The sequence below is a fragment of the Streptomyces sp. NPDC111744 genome, from assembly GCF_055634995.1.
The window spans coordinates 701,224-718,404 of record NZ_JBVKCG010000001.1; the positions used below are offsets into that span (position 1 = coordinate 701,224).

A 17,181-nucleotide genomic window follows, 5' to 3' on the forward strand; every position below is an offset into this window, starting at 1 on the left:
CATCGATGACGTCCGAGAGGCTCAGACGAGCTCGGTGACGGTGCCGCCGGCAGCGGTGATCTTCTCCTTGGCGGAGCCGGAGACGGCGTCGACCGTCACCTGCAGCGCCACGGAGACCTCACCCTGGCCGAGGACCTTGACGAGGCTGTTCTTGCGAACGGCACCCTTGGCGACGAGCCCCTCGACGGTGACCTCGCCACCCTCCGGGTACAGCGCGGCCAGCTTGTCGAGGTTCACGACCTGGTACTCGGTCTTGAACGGGTTCTTGAAGCCCTTCAGCTTCGGAAGACGCATGTGGAGGGGCATCTGGCCACCCTCGAAGCGCTCCGGAACCTGGTAACGGGCCTTCGTACCCTTGGTACCACGACCAGCCGTCTTACCCTTCGACGCCTCACCACGACCCACACGGGTCTTGGCGGTCTTGGCGCCCGGGGCGGGACGGAGGTTGTGGATCTTGAGCGGGTTGTTCTCCGCCATGATCAGTCGACCTCCTCGACCGTCACGAGGTGGCGGACGGTGTGCACCATTCCGCGGAACTCGGGGCGGTCCTCCTTGACGACCACGGTGTTGATCCCCTTGAGACCAAGAGACCGCAGAGTGTCACGGTGGTTCTGCTTGCTGCCGATGTACGACTTCGTCTGCGTGACCTTGAGGCGAGCCATTACGCACCCGCCCCGGCACGTGCACGAAGGAGAGCCGCGGGGGCGACGTCCTCGAGGGGCAGACCGCGGCGGGCCGCGATCTCCTCGGGACGCTGCAGGCCCTTGAGGGCCGCCACGGTCGCGTGCACGATGTTGATCGCGTTGTCGGAGCCCAGGGACTTCGACAGGATGTCGTGAACGCCGGCGCACTCGAGCACGGCACGCACCGGGCCACCGGCGATAACACCGGTACCGGGGGACGCGGGCTTGAGCAGGACGACGCCGGCAGCCTTCTCACCCTGGATGGGGTGCGGGATGGTGCCCTGGATACGGGGGACCTTGAAGAAGTGCTTCTTGGCCTCCTCAACACCCTTGGCGATGGCGGCCGGCACCTCCTTGGCCTTGCCGTAACCGACACCCACGGTGCCGTCGCCATCGCCCACCACGACCAGCGCGGTGAAGCTGAAGCGACGACCACCCTTCACAACCTTGGCGACGCGGTTGATCGCGACAACGCGCTCAACGTACGCGGTCTTCTCGGCGGCAGCAGCGCCGCCGTCACGGCCCTTCCGGTCCCGCCGCTCGCCGCCACCGGCACCGCCACCGCGGCGCTGGGGTCCAGCCATTGGATTACCTCTCTCTTTCCGCTAGCTACAAGCGGCTCAGAACTTGAGCCCGGCTTCGCGGGCGGCGTCCGCCAGGGCAGCGATGCGCCCGGCGTACTGGTTGCCACCACGGTCGAACACCACGGCCTCGACACCGGCGGCCTTGGCACGCTCGGCGACCAGGGCGCCGACCTGCTTGGCCTGCGCGGACTTGTCACCCTCGCCACCACGGACCGAGGTGTCCAGAGTGGACGCCGACGCCAGGGTGTGACCCTTGATGTCGTCGATCACCTGGGCCACGATGTGGCGGTTGGAGCGGGTAACGACCAGACGGGGACGCTCCGCCGTACCGGAAATGTTCTTACGGATCCGGATGTGACGGCGCTTGATCGCGGCGCGCTTGTAGGCGTCGCCCTTGAGGATCTTCTGTCCGTATGCCATGGCTTACTTACCCGCCTTTCCGACCTTGCGGCGGATGACTTCGCCCTCGTACTTGACGCCCTTGGCCTTGTACGGGTCGGGCTTGCGCAGCTTGCGGATGTTGGCCGCGACCTCGCCGACCTTCTGCTTGTCGATGCCCTCGACCGAGAACCGGGTGGGGTTCTCGACCTTGAAGCTGATGCCCTCGGGGGCCTCGACGAGGATCGGGTGGCTGTAACCGAGCGCGAACTCGAGGTTCGCGCCCTTCGCGGTCACGCGGTAACCGACGCCGCTGATCTCGAGCTTCTTCACGTAACCCTGGGTCACGCCGGTGATCATGTTCGCCACCAGCGTGCGGGACAGGCCGTGCAGGGCCTTGCTCTGACGCTCGTCGTTGGGGCGGGTGACGTTCAGAACGCCGTCCTCACCCTTGGCGATCTCGATCGGCGCGACGACGGTGTGGGTCAGCGAGCCCTTGGGGCCCTTGACCGAGACCGTCTGGCCGTCGATGGTGACGTCCACGCCGGCGGGAACCGTGATGGGGAGCTTGCCAATGCGCGACATAGCTGTTTCCTCCGTTCCCTTCTGCTACCAGACGTAGGCGAGGACTTCTCCGCCTACGCCCTTCTTGCCGGCCTGCTTGTCGGTGAGGAGCCCGTGCGACGTGGAGATGATCGCCACGCCGAGGCCGCCCAGCACCTTGGGCAGGGAGGTGGACTTCGCGTAGACCCGGAGACCGGGCTTGGAGATCCGCTTGATGCCCGCGATGGAGCGCTCACGGTTGGGCCCGAACTTCAGGTCCAGGACGAGGTTCTTGCCGACCTCGGCGTCCTCGACCTTCCAGCCCGTGATGAAGCCCTCCTGCTGGAGGATCTCCGCGATGTGCGACTTGATCTTCGATGCCGGCATCGTCACGGTGTCGTGGTATGCCGAGTTCGCGTTCCGCAGACGCGTAAGCATGTCTGCGATCGGATCAGTCATGGTCATGAATTGGCCTTCGGCCTCTCTCGCCGGGGTTTCCAGGTGCCCATCCCTCTCCTCGATCCGAGACGAGGCGGGTGCGGTGCGGTGGACCTACGGCGTAGTAAGCGTCTAATAGCGGGCTTCGCCCGCGGGCGTACGGACGTCAGACGCCCAACCCTCCAAGCCTAAGCCATGGAAGGGTGGGCGTCTGACACGCCCATTGCTTACCGAGAGCTTCCGGAATCCCTGAAAGCGGGGATTACCAGGAGCTCTTGGTCACGCCCGGCAGCTCGCCACGGTGAGCCATCTCACGAAGGCACACGCGGCACAGGCCGAACTTGCGGTACACGGAGTGCGGGCGGCCGCAGCGCTGGCAGCGGGTGTAGCCACGCACACCGAACTTGGGCTTGCGAGCAGCCTTGGCAATCAGAGCCTTCTTCGCCATCTCGCTCACGCCTCCTTGAACGGGAAGCCGAGGTGACGAAGGAGCGCGCGGCCCTCAGCGTCGTTGGTCGCCGTGGTGACCACGGTGATGTCCATGCCCCGGGTACGGTCGATCTTGTCCTGGTCGATCTCGTGGAACATGACCTGCTCCGTGAGACCGAAGGTGTAGTTGCCACGGCCGTCGAACTGCTTGGGGGACAGACCACGGAAGTCGCGGATGCGCGGCAGCGCGAGCGACAGGGTGCGGTCCAGGAACTCCCACATGCGGTCGCCACGGAGCGTGACGTGGGCACCGATCGGCTGACCCTCACGCAGCTTGAACTGCGCGATGGACTTGCGGGCCTTGGTGACGGCCGGCTTCTGACCGGTGATGGTGGTCAGGTCACGGACGGCACCGTCCATGAGCTTGGAGTCACGGGCGGCGTCGCCGACACCCATGTTGACCACGATCTTGACGAGACCGGGGATCTGCATGACGTTCTCGTACTTGAACTCGTCACGCAGCTTGCCCGCGATCTCCTCGCGGTACTTCTGCTTCAGACGCGGAGTCGTGGTGGTAGCCATCAGATGTCCTCACCCGTCCGCTTGGCAACGCGGATCTTGTTGCCTTCGTCGTCGAAGCGGTAACCGACACGCGTGACAACCTTGTTGCCGTCCTTCTCAACGACCAGCTGGACGTTGGAGACGTGGACCGGCGCCTCGGTCGTGACGATGCCGCCGGCCTGCGAACCGCGAGCGGTCGGACCGGCCTTGGTGTGCTTCTTGACCCGGTTGACACCCTCGACCAGGACACGGTCCTCGCGGGGGTAGGCCGCGATGACCTTGCCCTGCTTGCCCTTGTCCTTACCGGTGATGACCTGGACCAGGTCGCCCTTCTTGATCTTCATGCTTACAGCACCTCCGGAGCCAGCGAGATGATCTTCATGAACTTCTTCTCGCGCAGCTCGCGCCCGACCGGGCCGAAGATGCGGGTGCCGCGAGGGTCACCGTCGTTCTTCAGAATGACGGCGGCGTTCTCGTCGAAGCGGATGTACGAGCCGTCCGGACGACGGCGCTCCTTGACGGTGCGAACGATGACCGCCTTGACGACGTCACCCTTCTTCACGTTGCCACCGGGGATCGCATCCTTGACGGTGGCGACGATGACGTCACCGATGCCCGCGTAGCGGCGACCGGAGCCACCGAGCACACGGATGCAAAGGATTTCCTTCGCACCAGTGTTGTCGGCGACGCGCAGTCGCGACTCCTGCTGGATCACGTCTATCTCCTGTGTGTCTGCCGGTTCCCCGGGGGCCGTTCAGCGGGAACGGCCCCCGGAGCCTGGCGGAACTGTCCTGCGAGGGGTGCCCCGCAGGAGAATTACTTGGCCTTCTCGAGGATCTCGACGACGCGCCAGCGCTTCGTCGCGGACAGCGGCCGGGTCTCCATGAGGAGGACACGGTCGCCGACACCCGCGGCGTTCTGCTCGTCGTGCGCCTTGAGCTTGTTCGTACGGCGGATGACCTTGCCGTACAGCGCGTGCTTGACGCGGTCCTCGACGGCGACGACGACGGTCTTGTCCATCTTGTCGCTGACGACGAGACCCTCGCGGGTCTTGCGGAAGCCGCGGGCCTCTGCAGTCTGCTCAGTCACGTTGCTCTCACTCATCAGGCGCTCTCCACCGTCTCGATGCCCAGCTCGCGCTCACGCATCAGGGTGTAGATCCGCGCGATGTCCTTACGGACGGCCTTGAGCCGACCGTGGTTCTCGAGCTGACCAGTCGCCGCCTGGAAGCGGAGGTTGAACAGCTCTTCCTTGGCCTCGCGGAGCTTGTTCAGCAGCTCCTCGTTGCCCAGCTCGCGCAGCTCGGACGCCTTGGTACCGGCCGACATCACGCTTCACCTGCCTCGCGCTTGACGATCCGGCACTTCATCGGCAGCTTGTGGGCCGCACGGGTCAGCGCCTCACGGGCGATCTTCTCGTTGGGGTAAGACAGCTCGAACATGACCCGGCCCGGGTGCACGTTCGCGATCCACCACTCCGGAGAACCCTTACCGGAACCCATGCGGGTCTCGGCAGGCTTCTTCGTCAGCGGGCGGTCCGGGTAGATGTTGATCCAGACCTTGCCGCCACGCTTGATGTGGCGGGTCATCGCGATACGAGCGGCCTCGATCTGGCGGTTGGTCACGTACGCCGGCGTGAGGGCCTGGATGCCGTACTCGCCGAACGCGACCGTGGTACCGCCCTTGGCCTCACCACGCCGCTTCGGGTGGTGCTGCTTGCGGTGCTTGACCCTACGGGGGATCAGCATGTCGGTCAGGCCTCCGTTCCGGTGCTCTCAGCAGCCGGAGCGGCAGCGGCCTCGGCCTGGGGGGCCTCGGCAGCGGGAGCCTGCTGCGGCTTGCGACCGCGCCGCTCGCCACCACGGCCACCACGGGCCGGGCGGTCACCAGCGCCACCACCACGGGCCGGGCGGTTGCCGGCGCGGGCAGCGGCGTTCTCGGCGCGGACCTCGGCGATGTTCTTGACGTCGCCCTTGTAGATCCAGACCTTCACGCCGATACGGCCGAAGGTCGTCTTGGCCTCGAAGAAGCCGTAGTCCACGTTCGCGCGGAGCGTGTGCAGGGGCACACGGCCCTCGCGGTAGAACTCCGAGCGGGACATCTCGGCGCCGCCGAGGCGGCCACCGCACTGGATCTTGATGCCCTTGGCGCCGGCCTTCATCGCCGACTGCATGCTCTTACGCATGGCGCGGCGGAAGGAGACGCGGGAGGAGAGCTGCTCGGCGACGGCCTGGGCCACCAGCTGAGCGTCCGTCTCCGGGTTCTTGACCTCGAGGATGTTCAGCTGGACCTGCTTGCCGGTCAGCTTCTCCAGGTCACCGCGGATGCGGTCGGCCTCGGCGCCACGGCGGCCGATGACGATGCCCGGACGCGCGGTGTGGATGTCCACGCGGACACGGTCACGGGTGCGCTCGATCTCCACCTTGGAGATACCGGCGCGCTCCATGCCGGACGTCATCATCCGACGGATGGCGACGTCTTCCTTGACGTAGTCCTTGTACAGCTTGTCGGCGTACCACCGGGACTTGAAGTCCGTGGTGACACCGAGCCGGAACCCATGCGGGTTAACCTTCTGGCCCATTACCGGGTTCCTTCCTTGCTGCTGACGACCACGGTGATGTGGCTGGTCCGCTTGCGGATCCGGTAGGCACGGCCCTGGGCACGCGGACGGAACCGCTTCAGGGTCGGGCCCTCGTCGACGTAGGCCTCGGAAATGAAGAGGCTGTCGGCGTCGGTGTGGTCGTAGTTGTGCGCGGCGTTGGCAATGGCGCTGTCGAGCACCTTGCCGACCGGCACGGAGGCTGCCTGCGGAGCGAATCGCAGAACAGCCTGGGCCTCCGTGGCATCCATGCCACGGATGAGGTCCACCACGCGGCGGGCCTTCATGGGCGTGACGCGGATGTACCGCGCCTGGGCCCTGGCTTCCATGGTTGTCCCTTTCAGGTTTTTTTGTCTGAATGCGATCCGCGTTAGCGGCGCTTCGACTTCCGGTCGTCCTTGACGTGACCCCGGAAGGTACGAGTCGGCGAGAACTCGCCGAGCTTGTGACCGACCATCGCCTCGGTGACGAACACCGGGATGTGGGTCTTGCCGTTGTGCACCGCGATCGTGTGGCCGAGCATGGCCGGGACGATCATCGAGCGACGGGACCAGGTCTTGATGACGTTCTTGGTACCGGCTTCGTTCTGGACGTCCACCTTCTTGATCAGGTGGTCGTCGACGAAGGGTCCCTTCTTCAAGCTACGAGGCATCTCAACCCGTCCTTAGCGCTTCTTGTTCGTCTTGCGGCGGCGGACGATGTACTTGTTCGACGCCTTCTTGGGCGAACGAGTACGGCCTTCCTTCTTGCCCCACGGGGACACGGGGTGGCGGCCACCGGAGGTCCGGCCCTCACCACCACCGTGCGGGTGGTCGACCGGGTTCATGACGACACCACGGACGGTCGGGCGAACGCCCAGCCACCGCTTACGGCCGGCCTTGCCCCAGTTGATGTTCGACTGCTCGGCGTTGCCGACCTCACCGACGGTGGCGCGGCAGCGCGCGTCCACCATGCGGATCTCGCCGGACGGCATACGGAGCGTCGCCATGGCACCCTCACGGGCGAGCAGCTGCACCGAGGCGCCCGCGGAGCGGGCGAACTTGGCGCCACCACCGGGACGGAGCTCGATCGCGTGGATCGTGGTACCGACCGGGATGTTGCGGAGGGCCAGGTTGTTGCCCGGCTTGATGTCGGCCCCGGGACCGTTCTCCACGGTGTCGCCCTGCTGCAGGTTGCGCGGGGCGAGGATGTAGCGCTTCTCGCCGTCCGCGTAGTGCAGCAGCGCGATGCGCGCGGTGCGGTTGGGGTCGTACTCGATGTGCGCGACCTTCGCCGGCACGCCGTCCTTGTCGTGACGACGGAAGTCGATCACTCGGAAGGCGCGCTTGTGTCCGCCACCCTGGTGGCGAACGGTCACACGACCGGCGTTGTTACGGCCGCCCTTGCTGTGCAGCGGGCGGACCAGCGACTTCTCCGGCGTGGACCGCGTGACCTCGACGAAGTCGGCGACGCTGGCGCCACGACGGCCCGGCGTAGTCGGCTTGTACTTGCGGATTCCCATTTCTCAGTCCTCGTCCGATATCGGACGATCCGACCCGCTTACGCGGACGGACCGCCGAAGATGTCGATACGGTCGCCCTCGGCGAGGGTCACGATCGCGCGCTTGCTGCCGGCACGCTGACCGAAGCCGGTCTTCGTGCGCTTGCGCTTGCCCTGGCGGTTGATCGTGTTTACCCCGGTGACCTTGACCTCGAAGACCGCCTGGACGGCCTGCTTGATCTGGGTCTTGTTGGCGCCCGGGGCGACGATGAACGTGTACTTGTTCTCGTCGAGGAGCGCGTAGCTCTTCTCCGAGACGACCGGCTTGAGCAGCACGTCACGGGGGTCCGTGAACGACTTGCTCAGCGGGGTCTCGACGGTGTTCTTGCCCTCGGCGGCGTGGCGGCGCGCCTTGGCGACGCGCGCGGCCTTGGCGGCCTTGGCCGCCTTCGAGGCGATGCTCGGGTGACGGGTAGCCATCAGACCTCGGTCCCTTCGGTGTCGTTGGCCTTCGGGCCGGCGACGAAGGACTCGAAAGCGGCCTGGGTGAAGACCACGTCGTCCGAGACGAGAACGTCGTACGTGTTCAGCTGGCCCGGCTCCAGGATGTGGACCTGGGGCAGGTTGCGGGCGGACAGCCACGCGGCCTCGTCGGCGCGGTCGACGACCAGGAGCAGGTTCTTGCGCTCCGAGATCTTGCCGAATAGCGTGCGAGCGGCCTTGGTGCTGGGGTTCTCGCCCTCGACCACGCCGGAGACGACGTGGATGCGGTTGTGGCGCGCCCGGTCGGTGAGGGCGTGGCGCAGAGCGGCAGCCTTCATCTTCTTCGGGGTGCGCTGCGAGTAGTCACGCGGCTGCGGACCGTGGACGACGCCACCGCCGGCGAACTGCGGGGCGCGGGTCGAACCCTGACGGGCGCGACCGGTGCCCTTCTGGCGGTACGGCTTCTTGCCGCCACCACGGACCTCGCCACGGGTCTTCGTCTTGTGGGTGCCCTGGCGGGCAGCGGCCAGCTGTGCGACGACGACCTGGTGAAGCAGCGGAACGCTGATCTTCTCTACGTCGAAGATCTCCGCGGGGAGCTCGACGCTACCGGCCTTCTCGCCAGCGGGCGAAAGGATGTCAACAGTGCTCATCGGTACCTCAGGCCCCCTTGGCCGCGGTGCGGACCAGGACGAGGCCGCCGTTCGGACCGGGAACCGCGCCCTTGATGAGCAGCAGACCCTTCTCCGCGTCAACGGCGTGGACGGTCAGGTTCTGGGTGGTGACCCGCTCGTTGCCCATGCGACCCGCCATGCGGAGGCCCTTGAACACGCGGCCCGGGGTGGCGCAGCCACCGATGGAACCGGGAGAGCGGTGCTTGCGCTGGGTGCCGTGACCGGCGCCGAGGCCCTTGAAGTTGTGACGCTTCATGACACCGGCGAAGCCCTTGCCCTTGCTCTTGCCGGTGACGTCGACCTTCACGCCGGCCTCGAAGACCTCGGCGGTGACTTCCTGACCGAGGGTGTACTCGGTGGCGTCGGCCGTCCGGATCTCGACAAGGTGACGACGGGGGGTGACGTCGGCCTTCGCGAAGTGACCCTTGAGGGGCTTGTTCACCTTGCGCGGGTCGATCTCGCCGAAGGCGAGCTGGACGGACTCGTAGCCGTCGACGTCGTTGGTGCGGACCTGGGTGACGATGTTCGGGCCGGCCTTGACGACGGTGACCGGGACGACACGGTTGTTCTCGTCCCAGACCTGCGTCATGCCGAGCTTCTCGCCCAGGATGCCCTTGATCTGCTTAGTCATTCTCAGATCACCGGCCCTCAGAGCTTGATCTCGATGTCGACACCGGCCGGGAGGTCGAGTCGCATCAGAGAGTCAACGGTCTTGGGGGTGGGGTCGAGGATGTCGATCAGGCGCTTGTGCGTGCGCATCTCGAAGTGCTCGCGCGAGTCCTTGTACTTGTGCGGCGACTTGATGACGCAGTACACGTTCTTCTCAGTGGGCAGCGGCACCGGGCCCGCGACCGACGCACCAGTGCGGGTCACCGTCTCGACGATCTTCTTCGCCGAGGAGTCGATGACCTCGTGGTCGTAGGCCTTGAGCCGGATGCGGATCTTCTGTCCCGCCATGGCTACTCAGTAGTCCTGTCTCTTTTTACGCTCCGGAACCCGGCGGATTCCTTCTGCTGCCTTCGTTTCTCCGACCCACGCGGTCGGGCGTGTCGCGCTCCCGCTGACACAGATGCCCCTTGTTCGAACATCCCTGCGGGGAATGCACACGGCCCTTCCGGAACCGCAAGCCGGGGGCGGAAGGCCCACCGGGCGCCTGGCCGGTGCCGCACTCCACTTCCCGAAAGATTCCCGTACGTCCGCCCCAGCGCTGCCGTAGTGGCAGTTAGGACGACGAGTACTGTGGGACTCGCTTCCGGTCCTCCCGGCGGGAGGCGCGCAGCATCAACACTCGGCCGAGCAACTCCGACAGTCTGCCATACGGGCCGGGGGCCTGGCCAATCGGACCGGAGACAATACCCTCAGGGTGACGTAGGTCAAACACCTGCCCGGACCATCGCGGGCCCGTTGCCGGTCCCAGCCGGCGATTCCCTGCGATTCCGCACTTGCCTCACCGCAGAACAGGCTAGTTTTCGGACTTGATCATCCGCCCGGCGGACGCCGGTGGTGTCGGGGCGCGTCACGACCAGTCGTCGTTGCCGAGGCCCGCTGTCGGTCAGAATCCCCAGGGGTCGGGATGGGGTTTGGCCGCGGGCTCCTCTGACCAGGTCAGACGGGCCTCGATCTGGTCCCCGGTGAGTCCGAGGAGCCGATCGGCGGCCCAGCCGTTCCACTGAACGGCGCGGGGGAACTGCGGCAGCCGGAAGGCGGGCAGCCGGGTCGGCAGTGCCTCGGGACGGTACACGGGCTTCTTGATCTCGCCGTTCCGCTTCGGCTTGGACGACCTGCGGAGATCGAGGCAGTCGACCACCTGGTCGACGAGGTACAGGACGTAGTCGTCGCCCTTGCCGTTGCGGATCTCGACGGGTACCAGGCTCCCGGCCGACAGCAGCTCGTCCCCGAACCCCTCGGCCAGACGGCGGCTGAGCACGGGCGCTCCCGGACTGCCACTGGGGAACTCGCTCCTGGGCGCGGAGTCGTCCATCCATTCGGCACGCAGCCCGGTCGGCCGGTCCGCTTCGTCCCCGCTCCGCTGCCACCGCATGAGCCTGCTCTGGTCGGCACCATCCAGACGCAGCGTCTCGTAGTCGCTCAGGCTCGGCAGGAGCCGGTAGACCGCCAGACTCCGCTGCGGCACGTCAGACATCGCGTCACCATCCGTGTTCCTCGTCGCGTCGGCAGACCTCATCATGGCCCCGTCCAGACCGCACCCGGCCCCGGCTGCCCGCCCGCCAGTTCCTTCTCGACCTGCTGCCCGATGGACCGCAGTTCCCGACGCAGCGCACCGCGGATGGCTCGCGCGCCGTAGCCGTCATCCTTCATCGTCCGCTCCACGGTCTCCAGCCGGGTGTTCAGACGCTGCAGGAACGCCTTGCGGTGGGTGAAGTTGTGCGGTCGCGGATGCCCCAGCGGTATGCCGTTCGCCGCGTCGTTGATGTCGACGCCGTACTTCTCCAGGAGCGCACGGCTCGCCGCCGCCCCGTTGCGCTTCATGCCGGACGGCACGATGTGCGCTGCGGCCTCGCCCGCGCTTTTCGCACGGCCCTCCCGCGCCAGGTTCTTGGCGAGCAGGTCCGCGTTCTCGGCACAAGTGAGAAGGCCCAGGTAGTCGAGCCAGCAAAGCGGGTTGGGCACATAGGCACGGGGATTCGGGCCGGCGTCGAGGCCCAGCGGGTCGGCGGTGACGTAGGCAGCGGTGACCGGGTCGTAGTAGCGGAAGAAGTTGTGGTGGAGCTGCGATTCGGGGTCGAAGTACTGGCCCGGAAAGCGCAGCGGGGTGGACGCGGCGTGAGTGCCCTCCCGCCCGGTGAGGCCCCACAGGGTGGTGTCCGCGCGCCAGGCGACGGCACCGTCCTCGGTGAGGAGTTCGGTGGGGGTGCCCACGACATCGGTGACGATGGCGTAGAAGTGCTCGTCGATCACGTCCTGCGGGGCGTCGGCCGGGCTGGTGCGGTGCGTCTGGCTCAGCGGCCGGACGCCGTCGCGCTCCCAGGTGAGCGTGGTGGACTCGGCGGAGTCGGCCTGGACCGTGGTCTGCTCGACGAGGTGTGGCCCGTCCCAGGTGAAGCGGGTCTCTTCGGCGGCCCACTGCCCGTCGGCCGTCAGCCGCTGCTTGGCGATACGGCGGCCCAGGGGGTCGTGGAGATAGCGCCAGACCGTGCCGTCGGGGGTGACGACCGAGGTGAGCCGGTCGTCCGCGTCCCAGCTGTAGCGCCAGATGTCTGGTTTTCTGGACAGCCGCGTCCTGCGGCGCATGACGACACGGCCGGCCGCGTCGTACTCGTAGTGGATTGCGCCCGCGCGCAGGACGCGATCGCCCCGGTGGGTTCGTGCGCCACGAGCCTCCTCGGCCGGGTAGCGGTCGGGCCACGTGGCGCTGGTCTGGTTGCCCTGCTCGTCGTAGGCGTAGGACTCCGTCCACTCCGCCGCGCGCACCTTGAGAACACGCCCGGCCGGATCGAGGTCGAAGGTACGGCGTCCGGTCGCGCGGTCGTCGAGCGCGGTCACGTGGCCGTCGGGACGGTAGGTGTAGGTCCGGTGCGTCAGCGGCTGCGGGCTGCCCTCGGAGGTGGTCCGTTGTTCGGTGAGCCGGTCGCCGTTGTCCCAGGCGTGGGTGAGGGTCAGTGCCGGGCCCATCGTCCTGGTGGTCTCACGACCCAGGCCGTCATGGGCGAAGGCCAGGACACGGCCGGCGGCGGTCAGTTCTGTGCGTTGCCCGGCCGCGTCGTAGGTGTACGTCGTCACGGTGCCGCTCGGGGTTGTCCGGCGGACCGGGTGGCCCAGGACGTCATACGCCGTGGCCAGGGTCCGCCCGTCGACGGTCTCGGCCGTGATGCGACCCGCGCGGTCGTAACTGCAGGAGAGGGTGGCCTCCGGAGCCACCGCGTGCAGCAGTCGGCCGGCGCGGTCGTGCCGGTAGGTGGTGGTACTGCCGTCCAGCGTGGCGCTGATCTGGTTGCCGGCGTCGTCGTACGCGAACTCCGCACGCTGGCCGACGGCGTTGGTCCGGCTGAGCAGCTGACCTGCGGCGTCGTACGCGTAGGCGAGCGTACGGCCGTCGAAGTCGGACTCCGCGACCAGGTTGCCGACGGCGTCGTAGCGGTAGTCCCAGCTCCGTCCGTGGGGCCCGGTCACTTGGAGGAGCCGCAGTTCCGTGTCGTGGAGGAAGGTGTGGCGGACCCCCTCGGGTGTGGTACGGGAGGTGATCAGGTCGAAAGGACCGTAGCTGAAGCGGGTGGTGCGGCCCAGTGGGTCGGTGTGCGTGAGCTGGTTGCCCTCCCCGTCGTAGGACCAGCGCCACGTGCTGCCATCCGGATCGGTGCGCGAGGTGAGGTGGCCCTCCATGGAGTAGGACCGCAGGGTGGTCCCGCCCATCGGGTCAGCTACGGATGTGCACCGGCCGAAGGCGTCGTACCCGTACGTGAAGCGGGCGCCGAGCGGGTCGGTGGCGGAGGTTCGCTGTCCTGCCGCGTTGCTGGTGAAGGTGTGGACCGCGCCGGCGGCGTCGGTCAGCGAGGCGAGGGCACCCGTCCGCTCACGGGTGAAGACGGTGACCGCTCCGTCGGCCGTCGTCAGCGATGTGCAGTTGCCGTGGTCGTCCCAGTCCTGCCGCAGCACCGCTCCGTCGTACTCGGTGATCTCCACCGGGAGCCCGAGGTCGTTGTAGCGGGTTGTCGATACCGATCCGTCGGGGAGCCGCACGGCGGTCAACAGGCCCGAGCCGTCCCACTCCATGCGCAGCGTCCGGCCGAGCTGGTCCGTGCGGCTCAGCAGCCGGTCCCGGTGGTCCCATTCCTGGGTCACGGTGTGGCCGAGGGCGTCGGTCTCGGCGATCAGCTGATAGGCGTCGTTGAACCGGTAGTACGTGGCATGGCCCAGCGAGTCGACGGCGACCGTGCGGTGGGCCTCGTCGTCGTAGGCGAAGGTGTAGGAGAGACACCCGTCCATGCCGTGCCCGGCCACGCACCGGCCCGTGTCGTCGTACTCGAACCGGTACCAGACGCCGTTGCGGTCCTCCCAGCATGTGATGCGCCGGGCGTCGTCGTAGGCGAAACGCAGAGGCCGGTCGAAGGAGTTGTGGACGGCCGACAGGTTGCCCCGGTCGTCGTAGCCATAACGGACCAAGGCCGGCCGCTCGGGATGACTGACCAGTGCGAGTTCGATGATCCGGCCGCTCTCGCAGGTGACCCCGATGCGGTAGCCGCCGTGGTGGAGGATCTCCCTCGGCGTGCCGTCCTCGCGGTAGGCGACGCGGATCGTGTTGCCGTTGCGGTCGGCGACCTCCGCCAGAGGAAGCTCGCCGACGGGCTGCTCGGGCAGCGGCCGGAAGCGCAGGGTCTGCCCGGTCTCGGGCCGGTAGACCGCGTATCCGCTCGGATCGCCACGGTCCAGGCTGAGCGGCCAGGCGGGGCCGTCCACCGGCAGCACGGGCACGTCGGCTTCCGGCACCGGATAGTGCAACACCATGCCGTCGTCAACGACGAGCCGTACCCCGGTCTCGTCGAGCATCACGCGCTGGTCGAGCGTGCACGTCCAACTCGGTCCGAGGAGACGGCCGTTGCGGACACTGGTGCGGTAGTGGCGCTCCAGGAGGAGCGGGAGTACGCCGTCCAAGGCGATGTCCGCCGCGGACATGACCATCTCCCCGGTGGCCAGGTCGATCGGATCCCCGCGGGTGATGAGTTTCTGCATCTGCCGGCCAAGCGCCCGCGTGCTCTTGCCCAGCCCCTTCACCCCGAGCGCCATGCCCTTGAGACCGGTCTTGCCCAGCCCCCGCAACCCCTTCAGTCCCTTGGCGAGCTTGCCGAGGCTGGTGATGCCCTTGCCGCCCGGTATGCAGTCGAGCGCGGCGAACGCCACATCCCACAGGGATGCTTGGCCTTTGGAGTATTTGTAGAGCGTGTCCGCGAGGACGACGAGCGCGGCGACCAGCACGATCGCGCCGAGGATGGGCCCGCCGATGATCATCGCGATGATCCCGACCACCGCGACGACGACCTTGCAGACCGTGACGATGGTGTCCCAGTTGTCCTCGAACCAGTGACCGACGTCCTGCCACCAGTGCCGGTTCGGGATCCCCGCGTCGGAGGCCTCGTCGATCTTCCGCTTCGCCTCACCGGCCGCGTCGTCGCGCATCTTGCGGGCGTCCTCGGCCATCTTCTTCGCGGCGTCGAGGGCGTTCTGCGCGCTGCTGACGTCCGACTGGGCCTGGGTGTGGGCGGATTTGGCGCTCTGTACGTCCCGGGTGGCGGCGCGGACCTTCGCCTCGTCCGGCTTGTCAGCACTGGATTTGCTGCCGGTGGGGTCGTCCTTGTACTTGTCGGCTTCTTTGGTGGCGCGGGTGACCCAGGAATCGGCGGAGGAGAGCCGGGACTTGGCGGAGGAGAGGTCGGACTGGGCTTCCTTCGCCTTGGCGAGGGCCTTGTCGGCCAGGGCCTGGGCGCGCTCCAGCTTCGGCCAGTAGTCCGCGAGGGCGTCGCCGCACATCTCGTAGGACTTCTTCAGCTTCTTCAGGTTCTTCGGGACGTCCTTGAACTGCTCCTTGAAGACATCCGCGGACTTGCCCGCCCATTGCAGGAGGGTGTCCTCGCCGGCCATGCCCTTGACCAGACGCAGCGCGTCGGAGACGTCGTCGGCGAAGTCGTGGAGTTGGGTTGCGAGGGAGCGGACGCGTTGCGGGTCGCCCGGGGTCGGGTCCTGGTCGAGGTCGAGTGGATGCCAGTCCGCCGGCCGATACCCCGCCATGTCCCCGCAACCCCCGTCGCGTACGCCCCGTCAACAAACCTGTGCGCACGCGAACTTACATGGAACGGCCGTTCGAGGTGAAGCCCAGCGGGTCAGGCTCACAACGCGATCGGACGGTAGGCCAGAGCCTGGTCCACCACTTCCGTGAGCTCCGGGTCCGAGTAGTAGATCAAGTCGCTCACCCGGGGATGCAGGACACTCTGCTTCAGCCCCTCCAGCAGCGCGTCATGTTCCCGCTCGGGGAGGCGCGCGTCCATGATCTGCTGAACCAGCCGAATGAGCTCCTCACGGGTTTTCGAAGGCACGTAAGCATCCTCTCGGCTCAGCCGAGGTGTTCGGCGAAGTCGCTGTGTTCAGTCCTGGCCGTCTGTTCGCGAACTTCTTACGGAGGGGGATGCGGACCCCGGCGGTGGTGGTACGAGTCGTAGCAGCTCTTCGTGTGCGGTCGTCGTCACTGCTCCATCCGTTCACCGGTGGCTGCGGCCGCGCAAGGTCCGCCAGCCGTCTTCGATCGCGTCCGCGGAGCGCAGCCAGCAGTACTCCAGCTTGTCGCGCACCGTGACGTACATCCGCCGGCGCTTGAACCACGGTGGCAGGTCCCGGCACGGCACGAAGGCCAGCGTGTCCCTGATCGGGTGCTCGGCGACGCCGCCGAGGCCTTCGGCACGCAAGGCCTCGAACGGTTCCGGAGTCAGCCGTCGGTTGAGCCGTGCCGCGTGCCCGGCCGCGACGAAGGCGTCCGTCCGCCGGAGGCCGTCGCGGAACCCCATCACCTCGACGATCCGGGGCGACGCCGCCTCCAGCGGGCAGTGGAACGCCAGCCCGATCCCCGCCGTGCCGAGATGGTCCTCGCCGCGCTCGAACGCGGCATCCCACTCTTCAGGGTCGTCAAGCCCCGGCAGGCCCTCGCCGGTCTCCCAGTCCAAGGAACCGGCCCGCTCAGTCCGCGAAGCGGAACGTCGACGTGATCGCGTCGAAGATGTCGAAGAAGGAGTCGGCCAGGTCCAGGACCTGGCTGCTGCCGGCGACCAGGGCGACCTTGCCCTCCTGGCCGGGGACCGGGACGAACGTCTGCATCAGGACCGCGCGGATGGTGCGGTTGAGGCTGTCCTCCGGGATCGGGATGTCCTCGATGCCGTACGTCCGGGCGGCCGGCCCCACGCCGGGGATGTCGACGGTCGTCACCTTGCGCCAGGAGTCGCCCTCCCGGTGCGCCTCCTTCGGCGCGAGCTGGGCGGCGATGGCGGCCGGGTCGTTGGAGAGCGGCGCGCCCTCGCGGGTACGGCCGCCGACCAGCGACACCGTGACCGAGCCCGTGATCGGCGTGTCCCCACCGAAGCTCTCCGCCATGCAACCGCAGTACATCGCGCCCGACTTCCACGCGTCGGCCGCGGACCTGCGCAGGAAGCCGACGTACGTGTCCCGGTACTGCGCCAGCTCCGGATGCTGGGCCACCCGCTCGTTCACCATCCGCCGGATCGAGTCGTCCCGCGACTCCGGCCGCACGTCGAACTCCCACCACGACTCGGGCACCTTGATCCGGAATCCGCCGCGCTCGATGGTGAGCGTTTCTATGTAGCGGGCCATGGT

General features: G+C 67.5%; 26 protein-coding genes. All 26 read right to left on the reverse strand.

Annotated features, from left to right (window positions below; translation table 11 throughout):
- Nucleotides 1–21: 21 nt before the first annotated feature.
- The 26 genes from rplO to ACZ7OO_RS03415 all read right to left on the reverse strand — a co-directional run bounded on the left by rplO (nucleotide 22) and on the right by ACZ7OO_RS03415 (nucleotide 17,178).
- A complete protein-coding gene (gene rplO, locus ACZ7OO_RS03290; protein WP_006140897.1) occupies nucleotides 22–477 on the reverse strand; it encodes a 50S ribosomal protein L15 in 456 nt (151 codons plus the stop codon).
- 2 nt (nucleotides 478–479) lie between these two features.
- Entirely contained in the window at nucleotides 480–662 is a 183-nt protein-coding gene (gene rpmD / locus ACZ7OO_RS03295; RefSeq protein WP_006376032.1) for a 50S ribosomal protein L30, read from the reverse strand.
- Nucleotides 662–1,267: a 30S ribosomal protein S5 gene (gene rpsE / locus ACZ7OO_RS03300; RefSeq protein ID WP_016645168.1), complete on the reverse strand. Its 606-nt coding sequence runs from the start codon at nucleotides 1,265–1,267 to the stop codon at nucleotides 662–664. Before rpsE ends, rpmD begins: the two co-directional genes overlap by 1 nt.
- 36 nt (nucleotides 1,268–1,303) lie before the next feature.
- Nucleotides 1,304–1,687 (reverse strand): 50S ribosomal protein L18, encoded by a 384-nt coding sequence (gene rplR, locus ACZ7OO_RS03305; protein WP_089099426.1) that lies wholly within the window; start codon nucleotides 1,685–1,687, stop codon nucleotides 1,304–1,306.
- A gap of 3 nt (nucleotides 1,688–1,690) precedes the next feature.
- A complete protein-coding gene (gene rplF, locus ACZ7OO_RS03310) occupies nucleotides 1,691–2,230 on the reverse strand; it encodes a 50S ribosomal protein L6 (protein ID WP_352223079.1) in 540 nt (179 codons plus the stop codon).
- 24 nt (nucleotides 2,231–2,254) lie between these two features.
- Nucleotides 2,255–2,653 carry a 30S ribosomal protein S8 gene (gene rpsH / locus ACZ7OO_RS03315; RefSeq protein WP_352223080.1) on the reverse strand — a complete coding sequence of 133 codons (399 nt, stop codon included), beginning with the start codon at nucleotides 2,651–2,653 and terminating at the stop codon, nucleotides 2,255–2,257.
- A 235-nt stretch (nucleotides 2,654–2,888) separates the two neighbouring features.
- Nucleotides 2,889–3,074: a type Z 30S ribosomal protein S14 gene (locus tag ACZ7OO_RS03320; RefSeq protein ID WP_003948630.1), complete on the reverse strand. Its 186-nt coding sequence runs from the start codon at nucleotides 3,072–3,074 to the stop codon at nucleotides 2,889–2,891.
- 5 nt (nucleotides 3,075–3,079) lie between these two features.
- On the reverse strand, nucleotides 3,080–3,637 hold the full coding sequence (rplE, locus tag ACZ7OO_RS03325) for a 50S ribosomal protein L5 (RefSeq protein WP_352223081.1): 558 nt from the start codon (nucleotides 3,635–3,637) through the stop codon (nucleotides 3,080–3,082).
- Entirely contained in the window at nucleotides 3,637–3,960 is a 324-nt protein-coding gene (gene rplX / locus ACZ7OO_RS03330) for a 50S ribosomal protein L24 (protein ID WP_030967306.1), read from the reverse strand. Before rplX ends, rplE begins: the two co-directional genes overlap by 1 nt.
- 2 nt (nucleotides 3,961–3,962) lie before the next feature.
- Nucleotides 3,963–4,331, reverse strand: coding sequence for a 50S ribosomal protein L14 (rplN, locus tag ACZ7OO_RS03335; RefSeq protein WP_003998823.1), 369 nt, complete (start codon nucleotides 4,329–4,331; stop codon nucleotides 3,963–3,965).
- Nucleotides 4,332–4,432: 101 nt separating this feature from the next.
- Nucleotides 4,433–4,720, reverse strand: coding sequence for a 30S ribosomal protein S17 (gene rpsQ, locus ACZ7OO_RS03340; protein WP_003992363.1), 288 nt, complete (start codon nucleotides 4,718–4,720; stop codon nucleotides 4,433–4,435).
- Nucleotides 4,720–4,944 (reverse strand): 50S ribosomal protein L29, encoded by a 225-nt coding sequence (rpmC, locus tag ACZ7OO_RS03345; protein ID WP_010036720.1) that lies wholly within the window; start codon nucleotides 4,942–4,944, stop codon nucleotides 4,720–4,722. The genes rpsQ and rpmC overlap by 1 nt, the downstream gene beginning before the upstream one ends.
- The gene (rplP, locus tag ACZ7OO_RS03350; protein ID WP_030788270.1) at nucleotides 4,944–5,363 is read right to left on the reverse strand and encodes a 50S ribosomal protein L16; all 420 of its coding nucleotides are present in this window, start codon (nucleotides 5,361–5,363) and stop codon (nucleotides 4,944–4,946) included. Before rplP ends, rpmC begins: the two co-directional genes overlap by 1 nt.
- A 5-nt stretch (nucleotides 5,364–5,368) precedes the next feature.
- Nucleotides 5,369–6,196 (reverse strand): 30S ribosomal protein S3, encoded by an 828-nt coding sequence (gene rpsC, locus ACZ7OO_RS03355; protein ID WP_093499641.1) that lies wholly within the window; start codon nucleotides 6,194–6,196, stop codon nucleotides 5,369–5,371.
- On the reverse strand, nucleotides 6,196–6,543 hold the full coding sequence (rplV, locus tag ACZ7OO_RS03360) for a 50S ribosomal protein L22 (protein ID WP_003974262.1): 348 nt from the start codon (nucleotides 6,541–6,543) through the stop codon (nucleotides 6,196–6,198). The genes rpsC and rplV overlap by 1 nt, the downstream gene beginning before the upstream one ends.
- Before the next feature lie 41 nt (nucleotides 6,544–6,584).
- Entirely contained in the window at nucleotides 6,585–6,866 is a 282-nt protein-coding gene (gene rpsS / locus ACZ7OO_RS03365) for a 30S ribosomal protein S19 (protein ID WP_471500966.1), read from the reverse strand.
- A gap of 12 nt (nucleotides 6,867–6,878) precedes the next feature.
- A complete protein-coding gene (gene rplB / locus ACZ7OO_RS03370; protein ID WP_189268841.1) occupies nucleotides 6,879–7,715 on the reverse strand; it encodes a 50S ribosomal protein L2 in 837 nt (278 codons plus the stop codon).
- A gap of 38 nt (nucleotides 7,716–7,753) precedes the next feature.
- Nucleotides 7,754–8,173: a 50S ribosomal protein L23 gene (rplW, locus tag ACZ7OO_RS03375; protein WP_352223082.1), complete on the reverse strand. Its 420-nt coding sequence runs from the start codon at nucleotides 8,171–8,173 to the stop codon at nucleotides 7,754–7,756.
- Entirely contained in the window at nucleotides 8,173–8,829 is a 657-nt protein-coding gene (gene rplD, locus ACZ7OO_RS03380; RefSeq protein WP_471500969.1) for a 50S ribosomal protein L4, read from the reverse strand. The genes rplW and rplD overlap by 1 nt, the downstream gene beginning before the upstream one ends.
- A gap of 7 nt (nucleotides 8,830–8,836) precedes the next feature.
- Nucleotides 8,837–9,481 carry a 50S ribosomal protein L3 gene (gene rplC, locus ACZ7OO_RS03385; RefSeq protein ID WP_471500971.1) on the reverse strand — a complete coding sequence of 215 codons (645 nt, stop codon included), beginning with the start codon at nucleotides 9,479–9,481 and terminating at the stop codon, nucleotides 8,837–8,839.
- 17 nt (nucleotides 9,482–9,498) lie between these two features.
- A complete protein-coding gene (gene rpsJ, locus ACZ7OO_RS03390; RefSeq protein ID WP_003948644.1) occupies nucleotides 9,499–9,807 on the reverse strand; it encodes a 30S ribosomal protein S10 in 309 nt (102 codons plus the stop codon).
- Between the two features lie 595 nt (nucleotides 9,808–10,402).
- The gene (locus ACZ7OO_RS03395; protein ID WP_453574720.1) at nucleotides 10,403–10,993 is read right to left on the reverse strand and encodes a hypothetical protein; all 591 of its coding nucleotides are present in this window, start codon (nucleotides 10,991–10,993) and stop codon (nucleotides 10,403–10,405) included.
- 41 nt (nucleotides 10,994–11,034) lie between these two features.
- Nucleotides 11,035–15,591, reverse strand: a complete 4,557-nt coding sequence (locus tag ACZ7OO_RS03400) for a DUF6531 domain-containing protein (protein ID WP_471500973.1) — start codon at nucleotides 15,589–15,591, stop codon at nucleotides 11,035–11,037.
- Between the two features lie 98 nt (nucleotides 15,592–15,689).
- On the reverse strand, nucleotides 15,690–15,896 hold the full coding sequence (locus ACZ7OO_RS03405) for a bacteriocin immunity protein (protein WP_471500975.1): 207 nt from the start codon (nucleotides 15,894–15,896) through the stop codon (nucleotides 15,690–15,692).
- Between the two features lie 162 nt (nucleotides 15,897–16,058).
- Nucleotides 16,059–16,517 carry a hypothetical protein gene (locus ACZ7OO_RS03410; protein ID WP_471500977.1) on the reverse strand — a complete coding sequence of 153 codons (459 nt, stop codon included), beginning with the start codon at nucleotides 16,515–16,517 and terminating at the stop codon, nucleotides 16,059–16,061.
- 13 nt (nucleotides 16,518–16,530) lie between these two features.
- Nucleotides 16,531–17,178, reverse strand: coding sequence for a hypothetical protein (locus ACZ7OO_RS03415; protein ID WP_471500979.1), 648 nt, complete (start codon nucleotides 17,176–17,178; stop codon nucleotides 16,531–16,533).
- Nucleotides 17,179–17,181 lie beyond the last annotated feature (3 nt).